This window comes from Collinsella sp. AM40-7AC (genome assembly GCF_003468125.1).
Taxonomy (GTDB): domain Bacteria; phylum Actinomycetota; class Coriobacteriia; order Coriobacteriales; family Coriobacteriaceae; genus Collinsella; species Collinsella aerofaciens_O.
On sequence record NZ_QSGK01000006.1, the window covers coordinates 117,597 to 133,593 of the forward strand.

General features: G+C 58.4%; 11 protein-coding genes. 8 read left to right on the forward strand and 3 right to left on the reverse strand.

Going from position 1 to position 15,997, the window contains the following annotated elements; all coding sequences use genetic code 11:
• Positions 1-222: 222 nt before the first annotated feature.
• Genes DW892_RS06675 through DW892_RS06685 form a run of 3 tightly spaced genes read right to left on the reverse strand, consistent with a single transcriptional unit; the run spans position 223 to position 4,894 of the window.
• Positions 223-2,079 (reverse strand): ABC transporter ATP-binding protein, encoded by a 1,857-nt coding sequence (locus tag DW892_RS06675; protein WP_117637028.1) that lies wholly within the window; start codon positions 2,077-2,079, stop codon positions 223-225.
• A complete protein-coding gene (locus tag DW892_RS06680; protein WP_117766525.1) occupies positions 2,079-4,448 on the reverse strand; it encodes an ABC transporter ATP-binding protein in 2,370 nt (789 codons plus the stop codon). Before DW892_RS06680 ends, DW892_RS06675 begins: the two co-directional genes overlap by 1 nt.
• On the reverse strand, positions 4,445-4,894 hold the full coding sequence (locus tag DW892_RS06685; protein ID WP_117766526.1) for a MarR family winged helix-turn-helix transcriptional regulator: 450 nt from the start codon (positions 4,892-4,894) through the stop codon (positions 4,445-4,447). Before DW892_RS06685 ends, DW892_RS06680 begins: the two co-directional genes overlap by 4 nt.
• A 250-nt stretch (positions 4,895-5,144) precedes the next feature.
• Here DW892_RS06685 and DW892_RS06690 point away from each other — a divergent pair, with 250 nt between their 5' ends.
• The 8 genes from DW892_RS06690 to DW892_RS06725 all read left to right on the forward strand — a co-directional run bounded on the left by DW892_RS06690 (position 5,145) and on the right by DW892_RS06725 (position 15,796).
• Positions 5,145-5,894, forward strand: coding sequence for an SDR family NAD(P)-dependent oxidoreductase (locus DW892_RS06690; protein WP_006234857.1), 750 nt, complete (start codon positions 5,145-5,147; stop codon positions 5,892-5,894).
• A gap of 108 nt (positions 5,895-6,002) precedes the next feature.
• Complete coding sequence (locus DW892_RS06695; RefSeq protein WP_233546858.1) at positions 6,003-7,019, forward strand: 2-keto-3-deoxygluconate permease; 1,017 nt, start codon at positions 6,003-6,005, stop codon at positions 7,017-7,019.
• A gap of 466 nt (positions 7,020-7,485) precedes the next feature.
• Entirely contained in the window at positions 7,486-9,537 is a 2,052-nt protein-coding gene (pflB, locus tag DW892_RS06700) for a formate C-acetyltransferase (protein WP_117758359.1), read from the forward strand.
• Positions 9,538-9,622: 85 nt separating this feature from the next.
• A complete protein-coding gene (gene grcA3 / locus DW892_RS06705) occupies positions 9,623-9,874 on the forward strand; it encodes an autonomous glycyl radical cofactor GrcA3 (protein WP_117583521.1) in 252 nt (83 codons plus the stop codon).
• A 303-nt stretch (positions 9,875-10,177) separates the two neighbouring features.
• Positions 10,178-11,188 (forward strand): LacI family DNA-binding transcriptional regulator, encoded by a 1,011-nt coding sequence (locus DW892_RS06710; protein WP_233504626.1) that lies wholly within the window; start codon positions 10,178-10,180, stop codon positions 11,186-11,188.
• A 184-nt stretch (positions 11,189-11,372) separates the two neighbouring features.
• Entirely contained in the window at positions 11,373-12,755 is a 1,383-nt protein-coding gene (locus DW892_RS06715; RefSeq protein WP_117743236.1) for a family 43 glycosylhydrolase, read from the forward strand.
• Between the two features lie 45 nt (positions 12,756-12,800).
• The gene (locus DW892_RS06720; protein ID WP_040358954.1) at positions 12,801-14,252 is read left to right on the forward strand and encodes a PTS transporter subunit EIIC; all 1,452 of its coding nucleotides are present in this window, start codon (positions 12,801-12,803) and stop codon (positions 14,250-14,252) included.
• 101 nt (positions 14,253-14,353) lie between these two features.
• Entirely contained in the window at positions 14,354-15,796 is a 1,443-nt protein-coding gene (locus DW892_RS06725; RefSeq protein WP_117766532.1) for a glycoside hydrolase family 32 protein, read from the forward strand.
• The last annotated feature ends 201 nt before the right edge of the window (positions 15,797-15,997 follow it).

A 15,997-nucleotide genomic window follows, 5' to 3' on the forward strand; every position in this document is an offset into this window, starting at 1 on the left:
TTGAAGGCATATCTAGGCCGCAATGAGGTCGTTTGGGGCAGTTTTGGCTGTTACTAAAAAGGTGACAGTACTCATATTTGCCATTTTTTGTCCACGGGGCCTTGAGGGAGGGCGTCAATCAGGTCCCAGGGGAGGCGGTTCGAGGGCCGCAGAACAAAAAACGGGGGCGCAGGCTGTCCTGCGCCCCCGTTCTCGGGCGTTATTCGTTCCCTGCGGCAGAATTTACGCCGCTTCGTCGAACTGCGAATTGTACAGGTCGGCGTAGAAGCCGCCTTGGGCGAGCAGCTCGTCGTGCGTGCCCTTCTCGACGATGTCGCCGTCGCGAATCACCAAGATCACGTCGGCGTTGCGGATCGTGGACAGGCGATGCGCGATGACAAAGCTCGTGCGGCCCTGCATCAGCGCATCCATGGCGCGCTGAATAAGCTCCTCGGTACGGGTATCGACGTTGGAAGTCGCCTCGTCCAAAATCAGCGCCGGACGGTCGGCCAAAATGGCGCGGGCGATGGTCACGAGTTGGCGCTGGCCCTGTGAGAGGTTGGTGCCCTCCTCATTGATCATAAAGTCGTAGCCGCCGGCGAGCGTATGGATAAAGTGGTCGCAGCGTGCGGCGCGTGCGGCGGCCTCGACCTCGGCGTCGGTCGCATCGGGGCGTCCGTAGCGGATGTTCTCGCGGATGGTGCCGTTAAACAGCCAGGTGTCCTGCAGCACCATGGCAAACTCGCCGCGCAGCGCCGCGCGGTCCCAGTCGCGCACGTCGACGCCTTCGACGCGCAGCGAACCGCCGTCCACGTCGTAAAAGCGCTGCAGCAGCTTAATGAGCGTGGTCTTGCCGGCGCCGGTGGGGCCGACGATGGCAATGGTTTGGCCGGGCTGCGCCTCGCAGCTAAAGTCGTGGATGATGGTCTTGTCGGGCGTGTAGCCAAACTTGACGTGGTCGAACTCAACGTGGCCGGGGCGCTTCTCGGGAATCTGGGCGTCGGCCTTCTGCTCCTCCTCGGGCGCGGCGAGGAACTCAAAGACGCGCTCGGTGGCAGCGGCCATCGACTGCATCGTGTTGCTCACGTTGCCCAGCTGCTGCACCGGCTGCGTAAAGTTGCGCACGTACTGGATAAAGCTCTGGATGTCGCCGGGCGTGGCGTTGCCGGTCAGCGCGAGCTGCGCACCCACCACGACGACGCCCACGTAGCCCATGTTGCCCACCAGACTCATAAGCGGCATCATCAGGCCCGACAGGAACTGCGAGCGCCAGCCGCTAATAAAGAGGCGGTCGTTTTGACGGTCGAACTCCTCGATTGAGGCCTCGGCGCGGTCGAACACCTGAATGACATTCTGGCCGGCAAAGTCCTCCTCGATAATGCCGTTGACGGCGCCCAGGACTTGCTGTTGCTCGCGGAAGTACGGCTGCGAGAAGTGAATCATCACGGTCAGGATAATCGCGGCTGCCGGCAGCGTGAGCACGGTGACGCCGGTGAGCGGCAGACTGATCGACAGCATCATGACGAGCACGCCGATAATCTGCGTGACAGACGTGATGAGCTGCGTCACGCTCTGGTTGAGCGACTGGCCGAGCGTATCGACGTCGTTGGTGATGCGACTGAGTACGTCGCCCTTGCTGTGGCCGTTGAAGTAACTCATCGGAACGACGGCGATCTTGGCGGCGATCTCCTTGCGCATGCGATAACAAATCTTTTGCGTGACGCCGGTCATGAGCCAGCCTTGGATCAGGCTGCAGGCAGAGCTCGCCAGATACAGACAGAGCAAAAAGCCGAGCGTCTTGGCGATCCAGGCAAAGTCGACATCGCCGGTGCCGTTGACCTTGGCAACCAAGCCCTCGAACAGCTTAGTCGTAACCTGGCCGAGCACCTTGGGCCCCACAATGTTAAAGATGACCGAGCACACGGCAAAGGCGACGGCGGCAAACACGGCAATCTTGTGCTGGCCGATATAGCCGAGCAGCTGCCTCATGGTGCCCTTAAAGTCCTTGGCCTTTTCGCCACGGCGCATGCCACCCATGCGGCCCATGGGACCACGCTGGCGGGTGGGCTTGGGAATCTGAGTCTTGGTCTCGTCTGCCATTAGCGCTCGCCTCCTTCCATGACGGCTGCAATTTCTTCTTGGGTAAGCCCCAGCTCCTCGGCGGAAAGCTGCGACTGTGCAATCTCCAGGTACGCCGGGCAGCCGTGCAGCAGCTCCTCGTGCGTGCCGGTGCCCACTACGTGACCGTCGTCGAGCACGATGATCTGGTCGGCGTGCATGATGGTCGCGATGCGCTGGGCCACGACCACGAGTGCGGCGTCGGTGACGTTTTTGGCCAGCTCCTCGCGCAGGCGCGCGTCGGTCTTGTAGTCGAGGGCGCTAAACGAGTCATCGAACACCACGACCTCGGGCTTTTTGGCCAACGCGCGGGCAATGGCCAGGCGTTGGCGCTGACCACCCGAAATATTGGAGCCGCCCTGGCTGATGGGGGAGTCGTAGCCGCCCTCGCGCTCGGCGATAAAGTCCTCGGCCTGGGCGATGCGTGCCGCCTGGCGCATATCATCATCGCTCACCATGTCGCCGGCAAACTTGAGGTTGCTCTCGACGGTGCCCGAGAACAGGCGACCCTGCTGCGGGATGTAACCAATGCGGTGGCGCAGCTCGGAAAGGGTCATGTCGCGCACGTCGATGCCGTCGAGCGAAATGCTGCCGCCCGTGACGTCGTACAGGCGCGGAATCAGCTGCACGAGCGTGGACTTGCCCGAACCCGTTGAGCCAATGATGCCGAGCATCTGGCCGGCATGTGTGGTGAAGTTCACGCCGCTGATGACATCGGCGCGGGCATCGGGGTACTGGAAGCTCACGTCGCGGAAGGTGAGCTCACCGCGCGGCGCGCTGGCTGCGGGCAGTTTGGGCGAGGCAGGGTCGTTGATGCTCGTGGGGCAGGTGATGACCTCTTCCACGCGCTCTGCTGCGACCTCGGCGCGGGGCAGGATAACCGAAACCATGGTGAGGATCATAAACGCCATGACGATCTGCATGGTGTAGGAGATGAACGCCATCATGTTGCCGACCTGCATCACGCCGTCGGACACGCCCTGCGCGCCAAACCAGACGATAAGCACGGTGATGCAGTTCATGACGAGCATCATGAGCGGCATCATAAAGCTCATGGCGCGGTTGGTGTAGAGCTGCGTGGTCATCAGGTCGAGGGACGCCTGGTCAAAGCGCTCGAGCTCATGCTCCTCGCGGTTAAACGAGCGGATGGGCATAAGGCCGTCGAGCAGCTCGCGGGCGGTAAGGTTCACGCGGTCCACAAAGCTCTGCATCTTTTTGAACTTGGGCATGGTGAGGCCCATAAGCACGCCGACGACGGCCGAGACCGCGATGATGGCCACGGCGATGGTCCACTCCAGGCCGGTGTGGTTGGCCAGGACGCGCATGACGGCGACGATGCCCATGACGGGCGCCATGAGGCACATGCGGATAAACAGGGTTGCGGCCATCTGAATCTGCTGAATGTCGTTGGTGCAGCGAGTGATGAGCGAGGCCTGGCTAAACTTGCCCACCTCGGCCGGCGAGAAGTGCATGACCTTGTTGAAGGTCTCGCGGCGCAGGTCGCGTGCGATGGAACAGGCGGTGCGCGAGGCCACGGCGCCGGTTAGGATGGTGGCGACCAGTGAGATCAGGCACAGACCAAACATCGTGGTCGCCATGCGGCCCAGGTAGGCGTTCTGCACGTCGGCGGGGTCGATACCCTGCGCCTTGTACTCGTCTTGCACATAGCTCACGGCGCGTTGGGTCACGATGGAGCCCGACATGGAGCCCATTTTGTCCGCCATTTGGTTGGCGCCCTCGACGAGCTTGCTTTGGTCTACCAGACCGCCCTCGACAACTAGGCGCAGACTCTTCATGGTGATCTTGCCGCCGTCGGCATCAATCTGCTTTTGCATGTTTTGCGCCGCTGTGGCCTTCTGCTGCATCTCGGCGAGCTGCTCGGGCGTCATTGCCGCCATCTGCTCGGGGGTGGGCATGGCCTGGGCGCCGCCGCCATTGCTTGCCTCGGTGGATGCGCCGGTCATGTCGCCCATGGAGCTGGCGTCGATGCCCTGGTTGAGAGAAAGGACGACGGTCTCGGGCAGGCTCATAATGTCGGCAATCTTGCCGCCATCGGCACGCTCTTCCTCGGTGCCCTTGTACGTTCGAATGCCTTTTTTGTCAGCCTTGCTAAACACGGCCTCCACAGCTTTGGCGTCCTTGGTGCTCATAAAGAGCTCAAGGTCATCGAGTGATTCGGCACGAATGGTGTCGGGCACGGGCGAGGCGATGCCGCCTTGCTGTACGCCCACGTCGACGATGTCGCTCATGTAGGTAGGCAGTGCCAGATCGGCGTTGCAGCTGATTACGATAAGTACGATGGCTGTGAACAGTGCCAGGACATGCTTTTTAAAGAGCTTGAGAATCCTCACTCGGCATCTCTCCTTTCTTGATTGCGGTCGATAATTTCGTTGGCACGCCTTAGAAGACGCACCATCTCTTGGGTATCTGTTTCGCCGAGCTGCTCGAGGAAGGCCGCGGTGCGCTCCTCGAATTCCCGACGTTTGATTTCGAGATTCTGGAATCCCTTATCGGTCATCGTGACGTGTACACGACGACGGTCGGTCTTTGAGTGCTCGCGCTCGACCCAGCCCTTGGCTTCGAGAGTGCGTAAGATATTGGCGATGCGGGCACTCGAGACCCAGGCGCAATTTGCGAGTTCGCTCGGCGTGAGCGAACCGCCAGCGAGCATGAGGGCGCGCATGACAGCCATCTCGCCGCCGAGAGCTTTGTCCGCAGAGCGTGAAATGCGATGATGCATGCTGCCAAACTCAGTTAAGAGCTGACGCCCAAGCTCATGGAAATCGGTATCTTCCACCGAAAACCCCTAACACTAGAAACTATTTTCGGTGAAAGATGATACCCGCATATTCGGGCCTCATTCAGTGGGCAATATAAAGAGCGCATAAAGAGTTAAAAAATTCAATTGCTGAAGCGTTTCAAAGAACTATTATGCCCGCGGTTAGGCGAGGGGTTGTCACCACCATGACGACTGGGACTCATTTATCGCCACGTGCGATGCTCCAACTTCCCGCAAGGAGACACCTTATATAAAGGGGGATGGAGTCATGGCATTTGACTTCACGGGCAAGACCGCGATTGTCACGGGTGGCACTCAGGGCATTGGCCTCGAGATCGCCAAGGGCATCGTCGCGGGCGGCGGACACGTCGCGCTCATCGCAAGGAACGCTGCCAAGGGCGAGGCCGCTGTGGCCGAGCTTGGCGAGGGCAACAAGTTCTATCAGCTCGATGTTGCCGATGCGCCTAAGGCGCGTGAGACCGTCGAGCAGATTTTTACGGACCTGCCGCAAACCAACATCCTGATCAACTGCGCTGGCGTCATCAGCACCAAGAAGTTCGACGAGATCGATGACACCGAGTGGCGTCGCACCATCGACATCAACCTCAACGGCACCTTTACCATGATGAACGCCGTGTACCCGCACTTTAAGGCGGCCCATGCCGGCACTATCGTCAACGTGAGCTCTGTTGCTGGCAAGATCGGCGGCGGCCTGCTCGGCACCGCTGCCTACGCCAGCTCCAAAGCCGGTGTTAACGGTCTAACCAAGGCAGTCGCCAAGGAAGGCGGCAAGTTTGGCGTCCGCTGCAACGCCGTGTGCCCGTCGCTCACCCTTACCGATATGACCTCGATTCTCTCTGACGAGAACTCTCAGCGCATCATCAACGGTATTCCTCTGGGCCGCGCCGCCCAGGCCAGCGAGCCTGCGCAGATGGTGCTCTTCTTCGCTTCCGACCTCGCTAGCTTCGTGAACGGCGAGATCGGTGACTGCGACGGTGGCATCGTTCTGGACGGGTAATACCCCGCGACGTTAATTCGGCGACGGCTCCTGCGACTCGGGACCGTCGCCTTCTTTCTGACAAAGGCGCGTGCGGCTACGATTCGCATGCATCCAAAGGAGATATATATGAGTGAATCGACTGCGGTGGAGGCGCCGGCGGCAAAGGAGCCGTTCTTTAAGATGTCCTCCATCCCGGGTGCCAATATTTTGGTGCCGCTTTTGCTGGGCTGCCTGCTCAACACGCTATTCCCCGACCTATTCAAAACGCTCGGTAGCTTTACGCTTGGCATGACCCAGCAGGGCGCAGGCCCGCTCGTGGGCGCTTTTTTGCTTATCGTCGGTACGACGATTTCGTTTAAGAGTGCTCCTGCCGCCGCTGCCCGCGGCGCCATCATCATCGCCGTCAAGCAGATTGTGGTCGTTGCCGTGTCGCTGCTCATCCTTTATGTGTTCAACGACAACCTGTTTGGCATCTCTGCCATGGTGATGCTGGCGGCTTGCACCGGCGCCAACAACGCTATGTACGCTGGACTGATGGGCACCATGGGCAATGAAGCCGAGCGTGGCGCCGTCGCCATCACCACGCTGGTTGTCGGCCCTCCGGTAACGATGATCGTGCTCGGCGCCGCCGGCCAGGCCCCGATCGGCTGGTCGCTGGTGGGTGCCATCCTGCCAATCGTCGTCGGCATTATTCTGGGTAACCTGTTTCCGAGCTTTAAGAAGATGATGGCACCGGCACTTTCCGCCGTCATCGTGCTCGTCTTCTTTGCCATGGGCTCGACCATGACCTTTGGCCAGCTCATTAATGGCGGTCTCCCCGGTATTCTGCTCGGCGTGATCTGCTCGGTGGTCTTTGCAATTCCCGTTATCGCGGTCGATAAGCTCACAGGCGGTACGGGTGTCGCAGGTGCGGCCATTTCGAGCTGCGCCGGAGCCAATGTGGCCACGCCTGCTGCCATGGCAAGCGTCAACGAGGCCTTGTACGGCGGTGTGGTGCTCGCGACGGCCACGGCACAGATTGCTGCCTGTGCAATCGTGACTGCTATTTTGACCCCGCTGGTCACCAGCTGGTGCTACAAGCATTTTGAGGGCCAGCAGAGCAACAGCAAGGCAACGACCGACAAGGCCGCCTCAGCCGCCTAATGCCAAGCGGCAATCAAAGCTAAAAACTAGTCACGCCACAGGGCGGCCACGGGGGATCCCGTGGCCGCCCTGCAGTTTCTGTAGGGTCTCTGGAACACTTTACCCTGCTAAAGCTGGCATAACAGCTAGAGTGAACGTCGTACAAAGGCAAGGAAAAATACCAAACAAATCGGTGAACGGTAGTTGTTAGCGCTCGCATTTCCTGCGGGTTTGTAAAAAACGCCTTTATGATATAAAAAAAGAAACATATAACAGCCCAGATGGAGAGGGTCGCTATGTTATCCTTCTCAAACGGGTGAAATCTTGGGTTTTGGGTTGTAGTTCCAAGGTGGACAAACGTTTTCCCTGCACCAACGTGTGGTGAAGAACGGAAGAAGCCGGTAGTGCAAGCCGAACATTCAAGAATTCAATAAGCAGCGGTGTGAGAGAGCGCCGCATTACACGTAACTAGGAGCGTGGTTACACAATGCAGGAGGCATGGGAAGGCTTCAAGGAAGGCATCTGGACGGGAGAAGTTGACGTCCGAGACTTCATCCAGAAGAACTACACCCCCTACGAGGGCGACGAGTCGTTCCTCGCCGGCCCAACCGAGCGTACCAAGGAGCTGTGGGGCGAGGTTCTCGACCTGCTGCTTAAGGAGCGCGAGCAGGGCGGTGTCCTCGATATGGACACCAAGACCGTTACGGGTATCGTGAGCCACCCCGCTGGCTACATCGATAACGCCCATCGCGACAAGGAGACCATCGTCGGCCTCCAGACCGACAAGCCGCTCAAGCGCGCGCTGCACGTCAACGGCGGTATCCGCATCGCTTGCCAGGCTGCCAGCCAGCACGGCTACAAGATCGACGAGAACGTTGTCGAGCGCTACACCTTCGAGCGCAAGACCCACAACGCCGGCGTCTTCGATGTCTACACCCCCGAGATGCGCGCCTGCCGTTCGGCCCACATCATCACCGGTCTGCCCGATGGCTATGGCCGCGGCCGCATCATCGGCGACTACCGTCGTGTCGCCCTGTACGGTGTCGACTACCTGATCAAGGACAAGGAGGCCCAGAAGGCTTCCACCCCGACGGTCATGACCGCCGACAACATCCGCGATCGTGAGGAGCTGCAGGAGCAGATCCGCGCCCTCGGTGAGCTCAAGATGATGGCCGAGACCTATGGTTTCGACATTTCCAACCCTGCTACCAACACGCAGGAGGCCATCCAGTGGATGTACTTCGCCTACCTGGCTTCCGTCAAGGAGCAGAACGGCGCCGCTATGTCCATCGGCCGTACCTCTACGTTCATCGACATCTACGCTGAGCGCGACCTTGCCAACGGTACCTTCACCGAGGAGCAGATCCAGGAGTTCGTGGATCACTTCATCATGAAGCTCCGCATGGTCAAGTTTGCCCGTACCCCCGAGTACCAGGCCCTGTTTACCGGCGATCCGCAGTGGGTCACCGAGTCCATCGGCGGCATGGGTGTTGACGGCCGTACGCTCGTTACCAAGATGAGCTACCGCTACCTGCACACGCTCGAGAACATGGGCACCAGCCCCGAGCCCAACATGACCGTTCTGTGGTCGACCCGTCTGCCCGAGAACTTCAAGAAGTTCTGCGCCAAGACTTCTGTCGCCAGCTCCTCGATCCAGTACGAGAACGACGACCTCATGCGCGTTTACCACGGCGACGACTACGGCATCGCCTGCTGCGTGTCCTCCATGCGCATTGGCAAGGAGATGCAGTTCTTCGGCGCCCGTGCCAACCTGGCCAAGTGCCTGCTCTACGCACTCAACGGCGGTGTTGACGAGGTCTCCAAGAAGCAGGTCGGCCCCAAGTATCGCGCCGTCGAGGGCGATACGCTCGATTACGACGACGTTGTGGCCAAGTACAACGACATGATGAAGTGGCTCGCTGGCGTGTACGTCAACTCGCTGAACATCATTCACTACATGCACGACAAGTACTGCTACGAGCGCATCCAGATGGCTCTGCATGACAAGCACGTGCACCGCTGGTTCGCTACGGGTATCGCTGGCCTTTCCGTCGTGGCTGACTCCCTGTCCGCCATCAAGTACGCCAAGGTCCACCCCGTCCGTGACGAGAACGGCATCATCGTCGACTTCGAGACCGAGGGCGAGTTCCCCAAGTACGGTAACGACGACGACCGCGTCGACCAGATCGCTCACGACGTTGTGCACCAGTTCATGGAGTACATCCGCATGAACGACACCTACCGCAACTCCGTGCCCACGACCTCGGTTCTGACCATCACCTCCAACGTCGTGTACGGCAAGAAGACCGGTTCTACGCCTGATGGCCGCAAGGCTGGCCAGCCCTTCGCCCCGGGTGCTAACCCCATGCACAAGCGCGATAGCCACGGCGCCATCGCTTCGCTGTCTTCGGTTTCCAAGCTCCCGTTCCGCGATGCTCAGGACGGCATCTCCAACACCTTCTCCATCATCCCGGGTGCGCTCGGCAAGGAGGACCAGGTGTTCTTTGGCGATATCGACCTTGATCAGCTGGGCGAGTAACTATTGTTAGTGCTATACTAACAATAACGATTACTGATTAGTGCGCCGGTTTCGGCCGGCGCCTATCGATCGAAGGAGACACATTATGAAGGTTTCTGAAGTTTCCGAGACTCAGGCCGATAACCTGGTCCACATGCTCGACGCTTACGCCGAGAAGGGTGGCCACCACCTGAACATCAACGTCTTCAACCGTGAGACGCTGCTCGACGCTCAGGCTCACCCCGAGAAGTACCCGCAGCTGACCATTCGCGTTTCCGGCTACGCCGTGAACTTCCACACGCTCACCAAGGAGCAGCAGGACGAGGTCATTTCGCGTACCTTCCACGACAAGTTCTAAAGGGTTCAACTCCTGTAGGATTACTGGGGCCGGTTTTGGGTTATTTCCCAAAACGTCCTCGGACATGCAAAGAGGCTCCGCTGCGCGCGTTGCGCGGCGGAGCCTCTTTGCGTCCTGCGGGATGTTTTGGAAAATAACCCAAAACCGGCCATGTGGGGTCCTTTGGAGTCACCCTTTAGGCGGAACTCTCCTAATTATTTGGATGAGTCGTTTACTTACTTGTGCTGTTACCGTCTTCCCGCTGTTGTTGGGGTATGCTTTGTTCGTATGTAAACGTATGACATGTTGATGGGGGAGGTTGCTATGGCTCGCGAGGGCGCTCGTTCTAAGGATTCAGCTAAGCCTGGCATCAAGGAAGTTGCAGCGGTGGCGGGGGTTTCGCCTACTACGGTATCTCGCGTGCTTAATAATCGCGGCTATATTAGCCAAGAGACCCGCGATAAGGTCCATGCCGCGATGAAGCGCATCAACTATACGCCCAACGATATCGCCCGTGCCATGCTCAACGGTCGCCTGAATCTAATAGGTATGATCGTCCCCTATGTCAGCAGCCCGTTTCATGCACAAGCGGTTCAAGCCGTTGAGCGTACCCTGGCCGAAAACGGTTTTAAGATGCTGCTGTGCAATAGTGCCAATCGACCTGATCTTGAGCGTTCTTATATCGATATGCTTCGGCGCAATATGGTTGATGGCGTCATTGTCAACTCGCTTAATATCGGTGCCGAGGCGTATGCCGAGATGGGTTTGAGTCTGGTTGGTATCGACTGCGACCTTGGCGAGGCCTCTGTTCAGATTGCGAGCGACAGCTATAGTATCGGCGAACTTGCCACGCGTCGCCTGATCGATGACGGGTGTTCGCGCATCCTGTGCCTGCGCAGCAATAGCCGCATGCGCATGCCTGCCAATAAGCGTACCGATGCCTACCTCGATGTTGTTGAGCAGGCCGGTTTGCCCGCGCTTGTCCGTGAGGTCGAGTTCGTTAAGCCCGACGACGAAAAGAGCGCGGTCGTTGCGAAGATCCTCGATGAGAACCCCGATATTGACGGCATCTTTGCGGGAGACGACACGATGGCGGCTATCTGTCTTAACGTGATGAAGCAGCGCGGCTTGAGCGCTCCGGGCGATATTAAGGTCGTGGGCGCGGATGGTGCCCGCCGCACTATGACGTTTATGCCTGACTTAACAACCGTACGCCAAGATATCGATCGCATCGGAGAGCTCGCGGCGCAATCCATCATTGCTCTTATTAACGGCGAAAAGCCCGAATCGAATATCAAGCTCCCCGTTGAACTCATTGAGGGTAAAACCGCGTAGTTCATCCCGTGCCAAAAGAATTCCTCAAACACCTCTGATGACCGTTCGCCGGCATATGTCAACCGTTTGCCGACGACTGGAACTGCGAAAAGACGTATTGGTGTGAAAACGTTTGACATATGAAAACGATTGACATATCTTGCAGTTGTACCGAGTTAGTATCTCGTGAGAAAGGAAGTCTCGGATGCACAAGGTGTATTACCAGCCTGAGGGAATTTGGGTAGGCGACATCATGCCGTACGGCGAGGACGGCACGTTCTATCTCTATCATCAGCGTGACACGCGAAACCCCGGACCTTTCGGAGAGCCGTTTGGCTGGGCACTCGCGACAACCAAGGACTTCGTCAATTACAAAGACTTTGGCGAGAGCCTTGAGCGTGGCGGCGACGAGGAAGTCGACCAGTATGTTTATGCCGGCACGGTGTTTAAGGTGGGCGACAAGTACCATGCGCTCTACACTGGTTGCAATCGCGATAAGGTCAAGGCACGCTTGATGAAGCAGGTTCTTCTTCACGCAACGAGTGACGACGCCGTCAAGTGGGAGAAGAACATCGCCGAGACGCTGCTTCCGCCCCAGGAGGGTTACGATGACCGCAACTGGCGCGATCCCTTTGTGCTTTGGGATGAGGAGAACGAAGAGTACATGCTCATCCTCGGCACGCGTGTGGGCGAGGACAAGCGTCTGATGACCGGTCGTCTGGTCAAGTTCACCTCCAAGGACCTGGATACCTGGGAGTTCCAGGGCGACTGGTGGAATCCGGGCCTGTACACCATGTTCGAGATGCCTGATCTCTTTAAGATGGGCGACTGGTGGTATCTGGTGTTCTCCGAGTACAGTGATGGCAACAAGACCCGTTACCGCATGTCTCGCTCTATCAACGGTCCTTGGATCACTCCTGCGGACGATTCCTTCGATGGCCGCGCGTACTATGCCGCGCGTACCGCATTTGACGGCGAGCGCCGCGTTCTCTTTGGTTGGGTTCCTACGCGTGACGAGGGCGGCGACCCCAGCTCTTACCTGTGGGGTGGCACCTTTATGCCCCTCGAGATCGTTCAGCGTGCCGACGGAACGCTCGGCACCAAGCTTCCTGATAGCATGCTTGGCGCCTTTGGCGAGGCTAAGGCAGTCGAGGCCTTTGAGCTCTCCTGCGAGTCGGGCAAGGTCGAGCAGGTGCTCGCCGCGGATGCCGGTTCCACCTATATGCTCGATGCCGACATCGAGCTCGCCGGTGACGCTGCCGGCTTCTCGGTGAAGCTTGCCGAGGACGCCGAGTCCGGTCTTGCCTATGAGTTCCGCGCCAACCTGCGTGAGGGCAAGCTCGAGTTTACGGCGGCCCCCCAGTATCCGTGGTTCCAGGTCAACAACATGGGCCTCGAGCGTCCGTTGTTCTTTAAGGGCGAGGGCACTCATCATGTGCGCCTGGTCGTCGACGACGACATCGCGACCATCTTTGTCGATGATGTTGCGCTTAACGCTCGATTCTGCAATAAGCAGGGCCAGGGTGTGGCGCTGACGGTCACCGACGGTACGCTTAAGTGCGCAAATGCAACGATCGCGTCTCTGTAATGGCATCAAAACGTCTTATGCTTTCGTAAAGGAATGGAGAGGAACATGGACTACAAAGTAGTGTCTCAGCAAGTCGTCGATAACGTCGGCGGTCTGGAGAACATCGAGGGCGCCACGCATTGCGTTACGCGTCTGCGTCTGGTGCTCAAGGATACGAGCAAGTACAACAAGGCCGAGCTCGAGAACATCGATGGCGTCAAGGGCGTGCTGTACAACAGCGGCCAGCTCATGATCATCTTCGGTACCGGTACCGTCAACAAGGTTTACGATGAGTTTATGGCTCTGACGGGCGTTAAGGAGATCAGCGCTTCCGAGGTCAAGGGCGCCGAGGCGGACAAGAAGGGCAAGTTCTTCTCGGTCCTCAAGGTATTCTCGGACATCTTTATCCCCATCATTCCCGCTTTCGTCGGCGCTGCTATCATCATCGGCCTTAAGTCGCTGATCGTTGCCAACGGCCTCTTTGGCATGGAGGGCAGCCTCGCCGATCACAGCGAGTTCCTCAAGAACCTCGCAAGCTTCTTTGCCATTATCGCCACCACCTTCGACTACCTACCTGTCCTGGTTATGTACAGCGCGGTCAAGCGTTTTGGCGGTAACCCGATCCTGGGCATCCTCGTCGGTATCGTCATGGTTCACCCGAGCCTTATGAACCGTAACACGTTCGTTATGGACCCGACGGGTGCTGAGTACTGGAACTTCGGTCCGCTCTCCATTCCCATGGTTGCTTTCCAGGGCGGCGTGTTCCCTGCAATCCTGACTGCCTGGTTTATGGCCAAGGTCGAGAAGATTGCCCAGAAGTACATCCCCGAGGTCGTTTCGTTCGTCTTTGTCCCGACCGTTACCCTGATTCTTGCTAACGTCGCCCTGTTCACCGTGTTCGGCCCGCTCGGCAACCTGATCGGCGACGTCCTCGCCGGCGTAATCGATATCCTGTACAACAGGATGGGCGTCTTCGGTGCCTTTGTCTTTGCCGCATTCCTGCAGCCGCTCGTCGTTACCGGTACGCATCAGTTCATCCAGGGTATCGAGGCAAACCTCGTTGCCACGACTGGCTTCAACTACATCCAGGCCATCTGGTCGGTTTCCATCATCGCCCAGGGCGGCGGCGCCATCGGCATGTACCTCATTCACAAGAAGCATTCCAAAGAGCGCAACATCTGCATGTCGTCCTTTATCCCGACGCTGGTCGGTATCTCCGAGCCCGCAATCTTTGCTGCAAACATGCGCTACTCGATCATCCCGTTCATCTGCGCTTGCATCGGTGCAGGCTGCGGCGGTGCCTTCGTGAAGCTCTTTGAGGTGCGCGCCATCGGTCAGGGTCTGACCGGCGTGCTTGGCCTGCTCATCGTCACGCCCGAGACGCTCGTGTGGTATGTGGCTGGCAATCTCATCGCCTTTATCGTGCCGATCGTCTTGATCTTTGCCTACAACAAGGCAAAGGGCGTGCCGACCACTGATGAAGAGGGCGCTGGTGCTGGCTTTGATGTCAGCTTCTAGTTGAGCCGTTCAGCGTAATCTGAGGATAAGTCCATTTGGGGAAGGGCGTTCGACTCGTGTGAGTCGAGCGTCCTTCCCCATAGACGAGAAAGTCAACGGCGATGTTTAATCAAAAAAATAAGGTGACACGCGCGGACTATGAGCAGTGGCGTGCCGGACAGGATGAGACGGCGGGTCGCATCGCGTCCGACCCCGATAGGCTCCTGTTCCATGTGGAGCCTGAGCTTGGCTGGCTCAACGACCCCAACGGTTTGGTGCAGATCGGTGATACGTATCACATCTATCACCAATACGATCCATTCGATGCTGCGCATGGCGGTCCAGTGCTTTGGAATCATCTGACAACAAAGGATTTTGTGACGTACGAGAATCGCGGCCCTGTGCTGTTCCCCGATTCCGATTTGGATTCGAGCGGAGCGTATTCTGGTTCTGCCTTTGTACACGACGGCAAGATTCACTACTTCTATACCGGCAACGTCAAGCATTTTGACCGCGATGATTACGACTACGTGTTGACGGGCCGTGAGCAAAACCAGATTCATGTGGTTGCCGAGAACCCCGACGAATTGGGCGAGAAGCGCATAGCTGTTGGGCCGGTCGATTACCCCGACGATATCGGTACGCACGTGCGTGATCCCAAAATCCTTGAACACGATGGTATCTACTACATGGTTCTGGGCGCTCGTACGAAAGACGACCGCGGCTGCGTGCTTGTCTATACCTCGAGCAATCTAGAGGACTGGAGCTATGCGACGCGCATTGAGTTGGGCGAGAAGTTTGGCTTTATGTGGGAGTGCCCCGATCTGTTTGAGCTCGATGGTGAGCTTATTCTCGTTTGCTGTCCGCAGGGTGTGTCCGCCGATGGATGGCGTTACCGCAATCCGCACCAGTGCGTGTGGTTTCCCATCGAGGCCGATTGGGAGGCGCCGAGTTTTAAGATCGCCGGGCAGGGCATGCCCCCGATGGTCGATGCCGGCTTTGATTTCTACGCACCGCAGTCTTTTGAGGATGCTGCGGGTCGGCGTTTGATGATCGGGTGGTCGGGTTGCCCCGATGCGACGGCAAAAAGCCCGACGGTGGCACGCGGGTGGCAGTGCGCGTTGACGGTGCCGAGAAAACTGAGCATGCGCGATGGTAAGCTCTGTCAGCAGCCGGTGCACGAGATTGAGAGGATGCGCGGCGACTGCGTTTGCGCGACAGGCGGTGAAACCGTTGAGGAGCCGGGCCGCCTGTTTGATCTTGTGGTTTCCTGTGAGGGCGCCCAGGTGATCGAGCTCGAAATCCGCAAGGGTGTCTTTGTGCGCTATGCAGACGGGATGCTTACCCTCGACATGGGTGACGAAGGCTATGGGCGCGACCAGAGGTTGATCGAGCTCAGCGAGCTTCGCGACCTGCGCGTGCTTTCGGACACTACGATGGTCGAGATTTTTGCAAATGGCGGCGAGGCGGCACTTACGAGCCGTACCTATTCGCCGGCGGTTCCGGCGATGGAGCTGCACGCCGAGGGTGCGGCATCGATGAATTTCTACCGCCTCGTGCATTAACCGTGCGTGGAGCACGATTGGATTTGCTGGACGGAATGTGTCGCAGTTGTCGCGGCCAACTACCGCTTACCGCATATAGCGACCGTTTGTGGAATAAGTAACCCTCCTTAATAAACCGTGTGGAATCCTAGATAAGCACGGAGTTTTCCAGGGAGACGCTGTCCTTTGTTGTGTGCAAGGGGCGGCGTCTCTTTGGCGCTT

Excerpts from the sequence above, each read along its gene's own strand:
- DW892_RS06675 (WP_117637028.1), bottom strand. The coding sequence starts at position 2,079 with ATGGCAGACGAGACCAAGACTCAGATTCCCAAGCCCACCCGCCAGCGT.
- DW892_RS06690 (WP_006234857.1), top strand. The coding sequence starts at position 5,145 with ATGGCATTTGACTTCACGGGCAAGACCGCGATTGTCACGGGTGGCACT.
- DW892_RS06695 (WP_233546858.1), top strand. The coding sequence starts at position 6,003 with ATGAGTGAATCGACTGCGGTGGAGGCGCCGGCGGCAAAGGAGCCGTTC.
- pflB (WP_117758359.1), top strand. The coding sequence starts at position 7,486 with ATGCAGGAGGCATGGGAAGGCTTCAAGGAAGGCATCTGGACGGGAGAA.
- grcA3 (WP_117583521.1), top strand. The coding sequence starts at position 9,623 with ATGAAGGTTTCTGAAGTTTCCGAGACTCAGGCCGATAACCTGGTCCAC.
- DW892_RS06710 (WP_233504626.1), top strand. The coding sequence starts at position 10,178 with ATGGCTCGCGAGGGCGCTCGTTCTAAGGATTCAGCTAAGCCTGGCATC.
- DW892_RS06715 (WP_117743236.1), top strand. The coding sequence starts at position 11,373 with ATGCACAAGGTGTATTACCAGCCTGAGGGAATTTGGGTAGGCGACATC.
- DW892_RS06720 (WP_040358954.1), top strand. The coding sequence starts at position 12,801 with ATGGACTACAAAGTAGTGTCTCAGCAAGTCGTCGATAACGTCGGCGGT.
- DW892_RS06725 (WP_117766532.1), top strand. The coding sequence starts at position 14,354 with ATGTTTAATCAAAAAAATAAGGTGACACGCGCGGACTATGAGCAGTGG.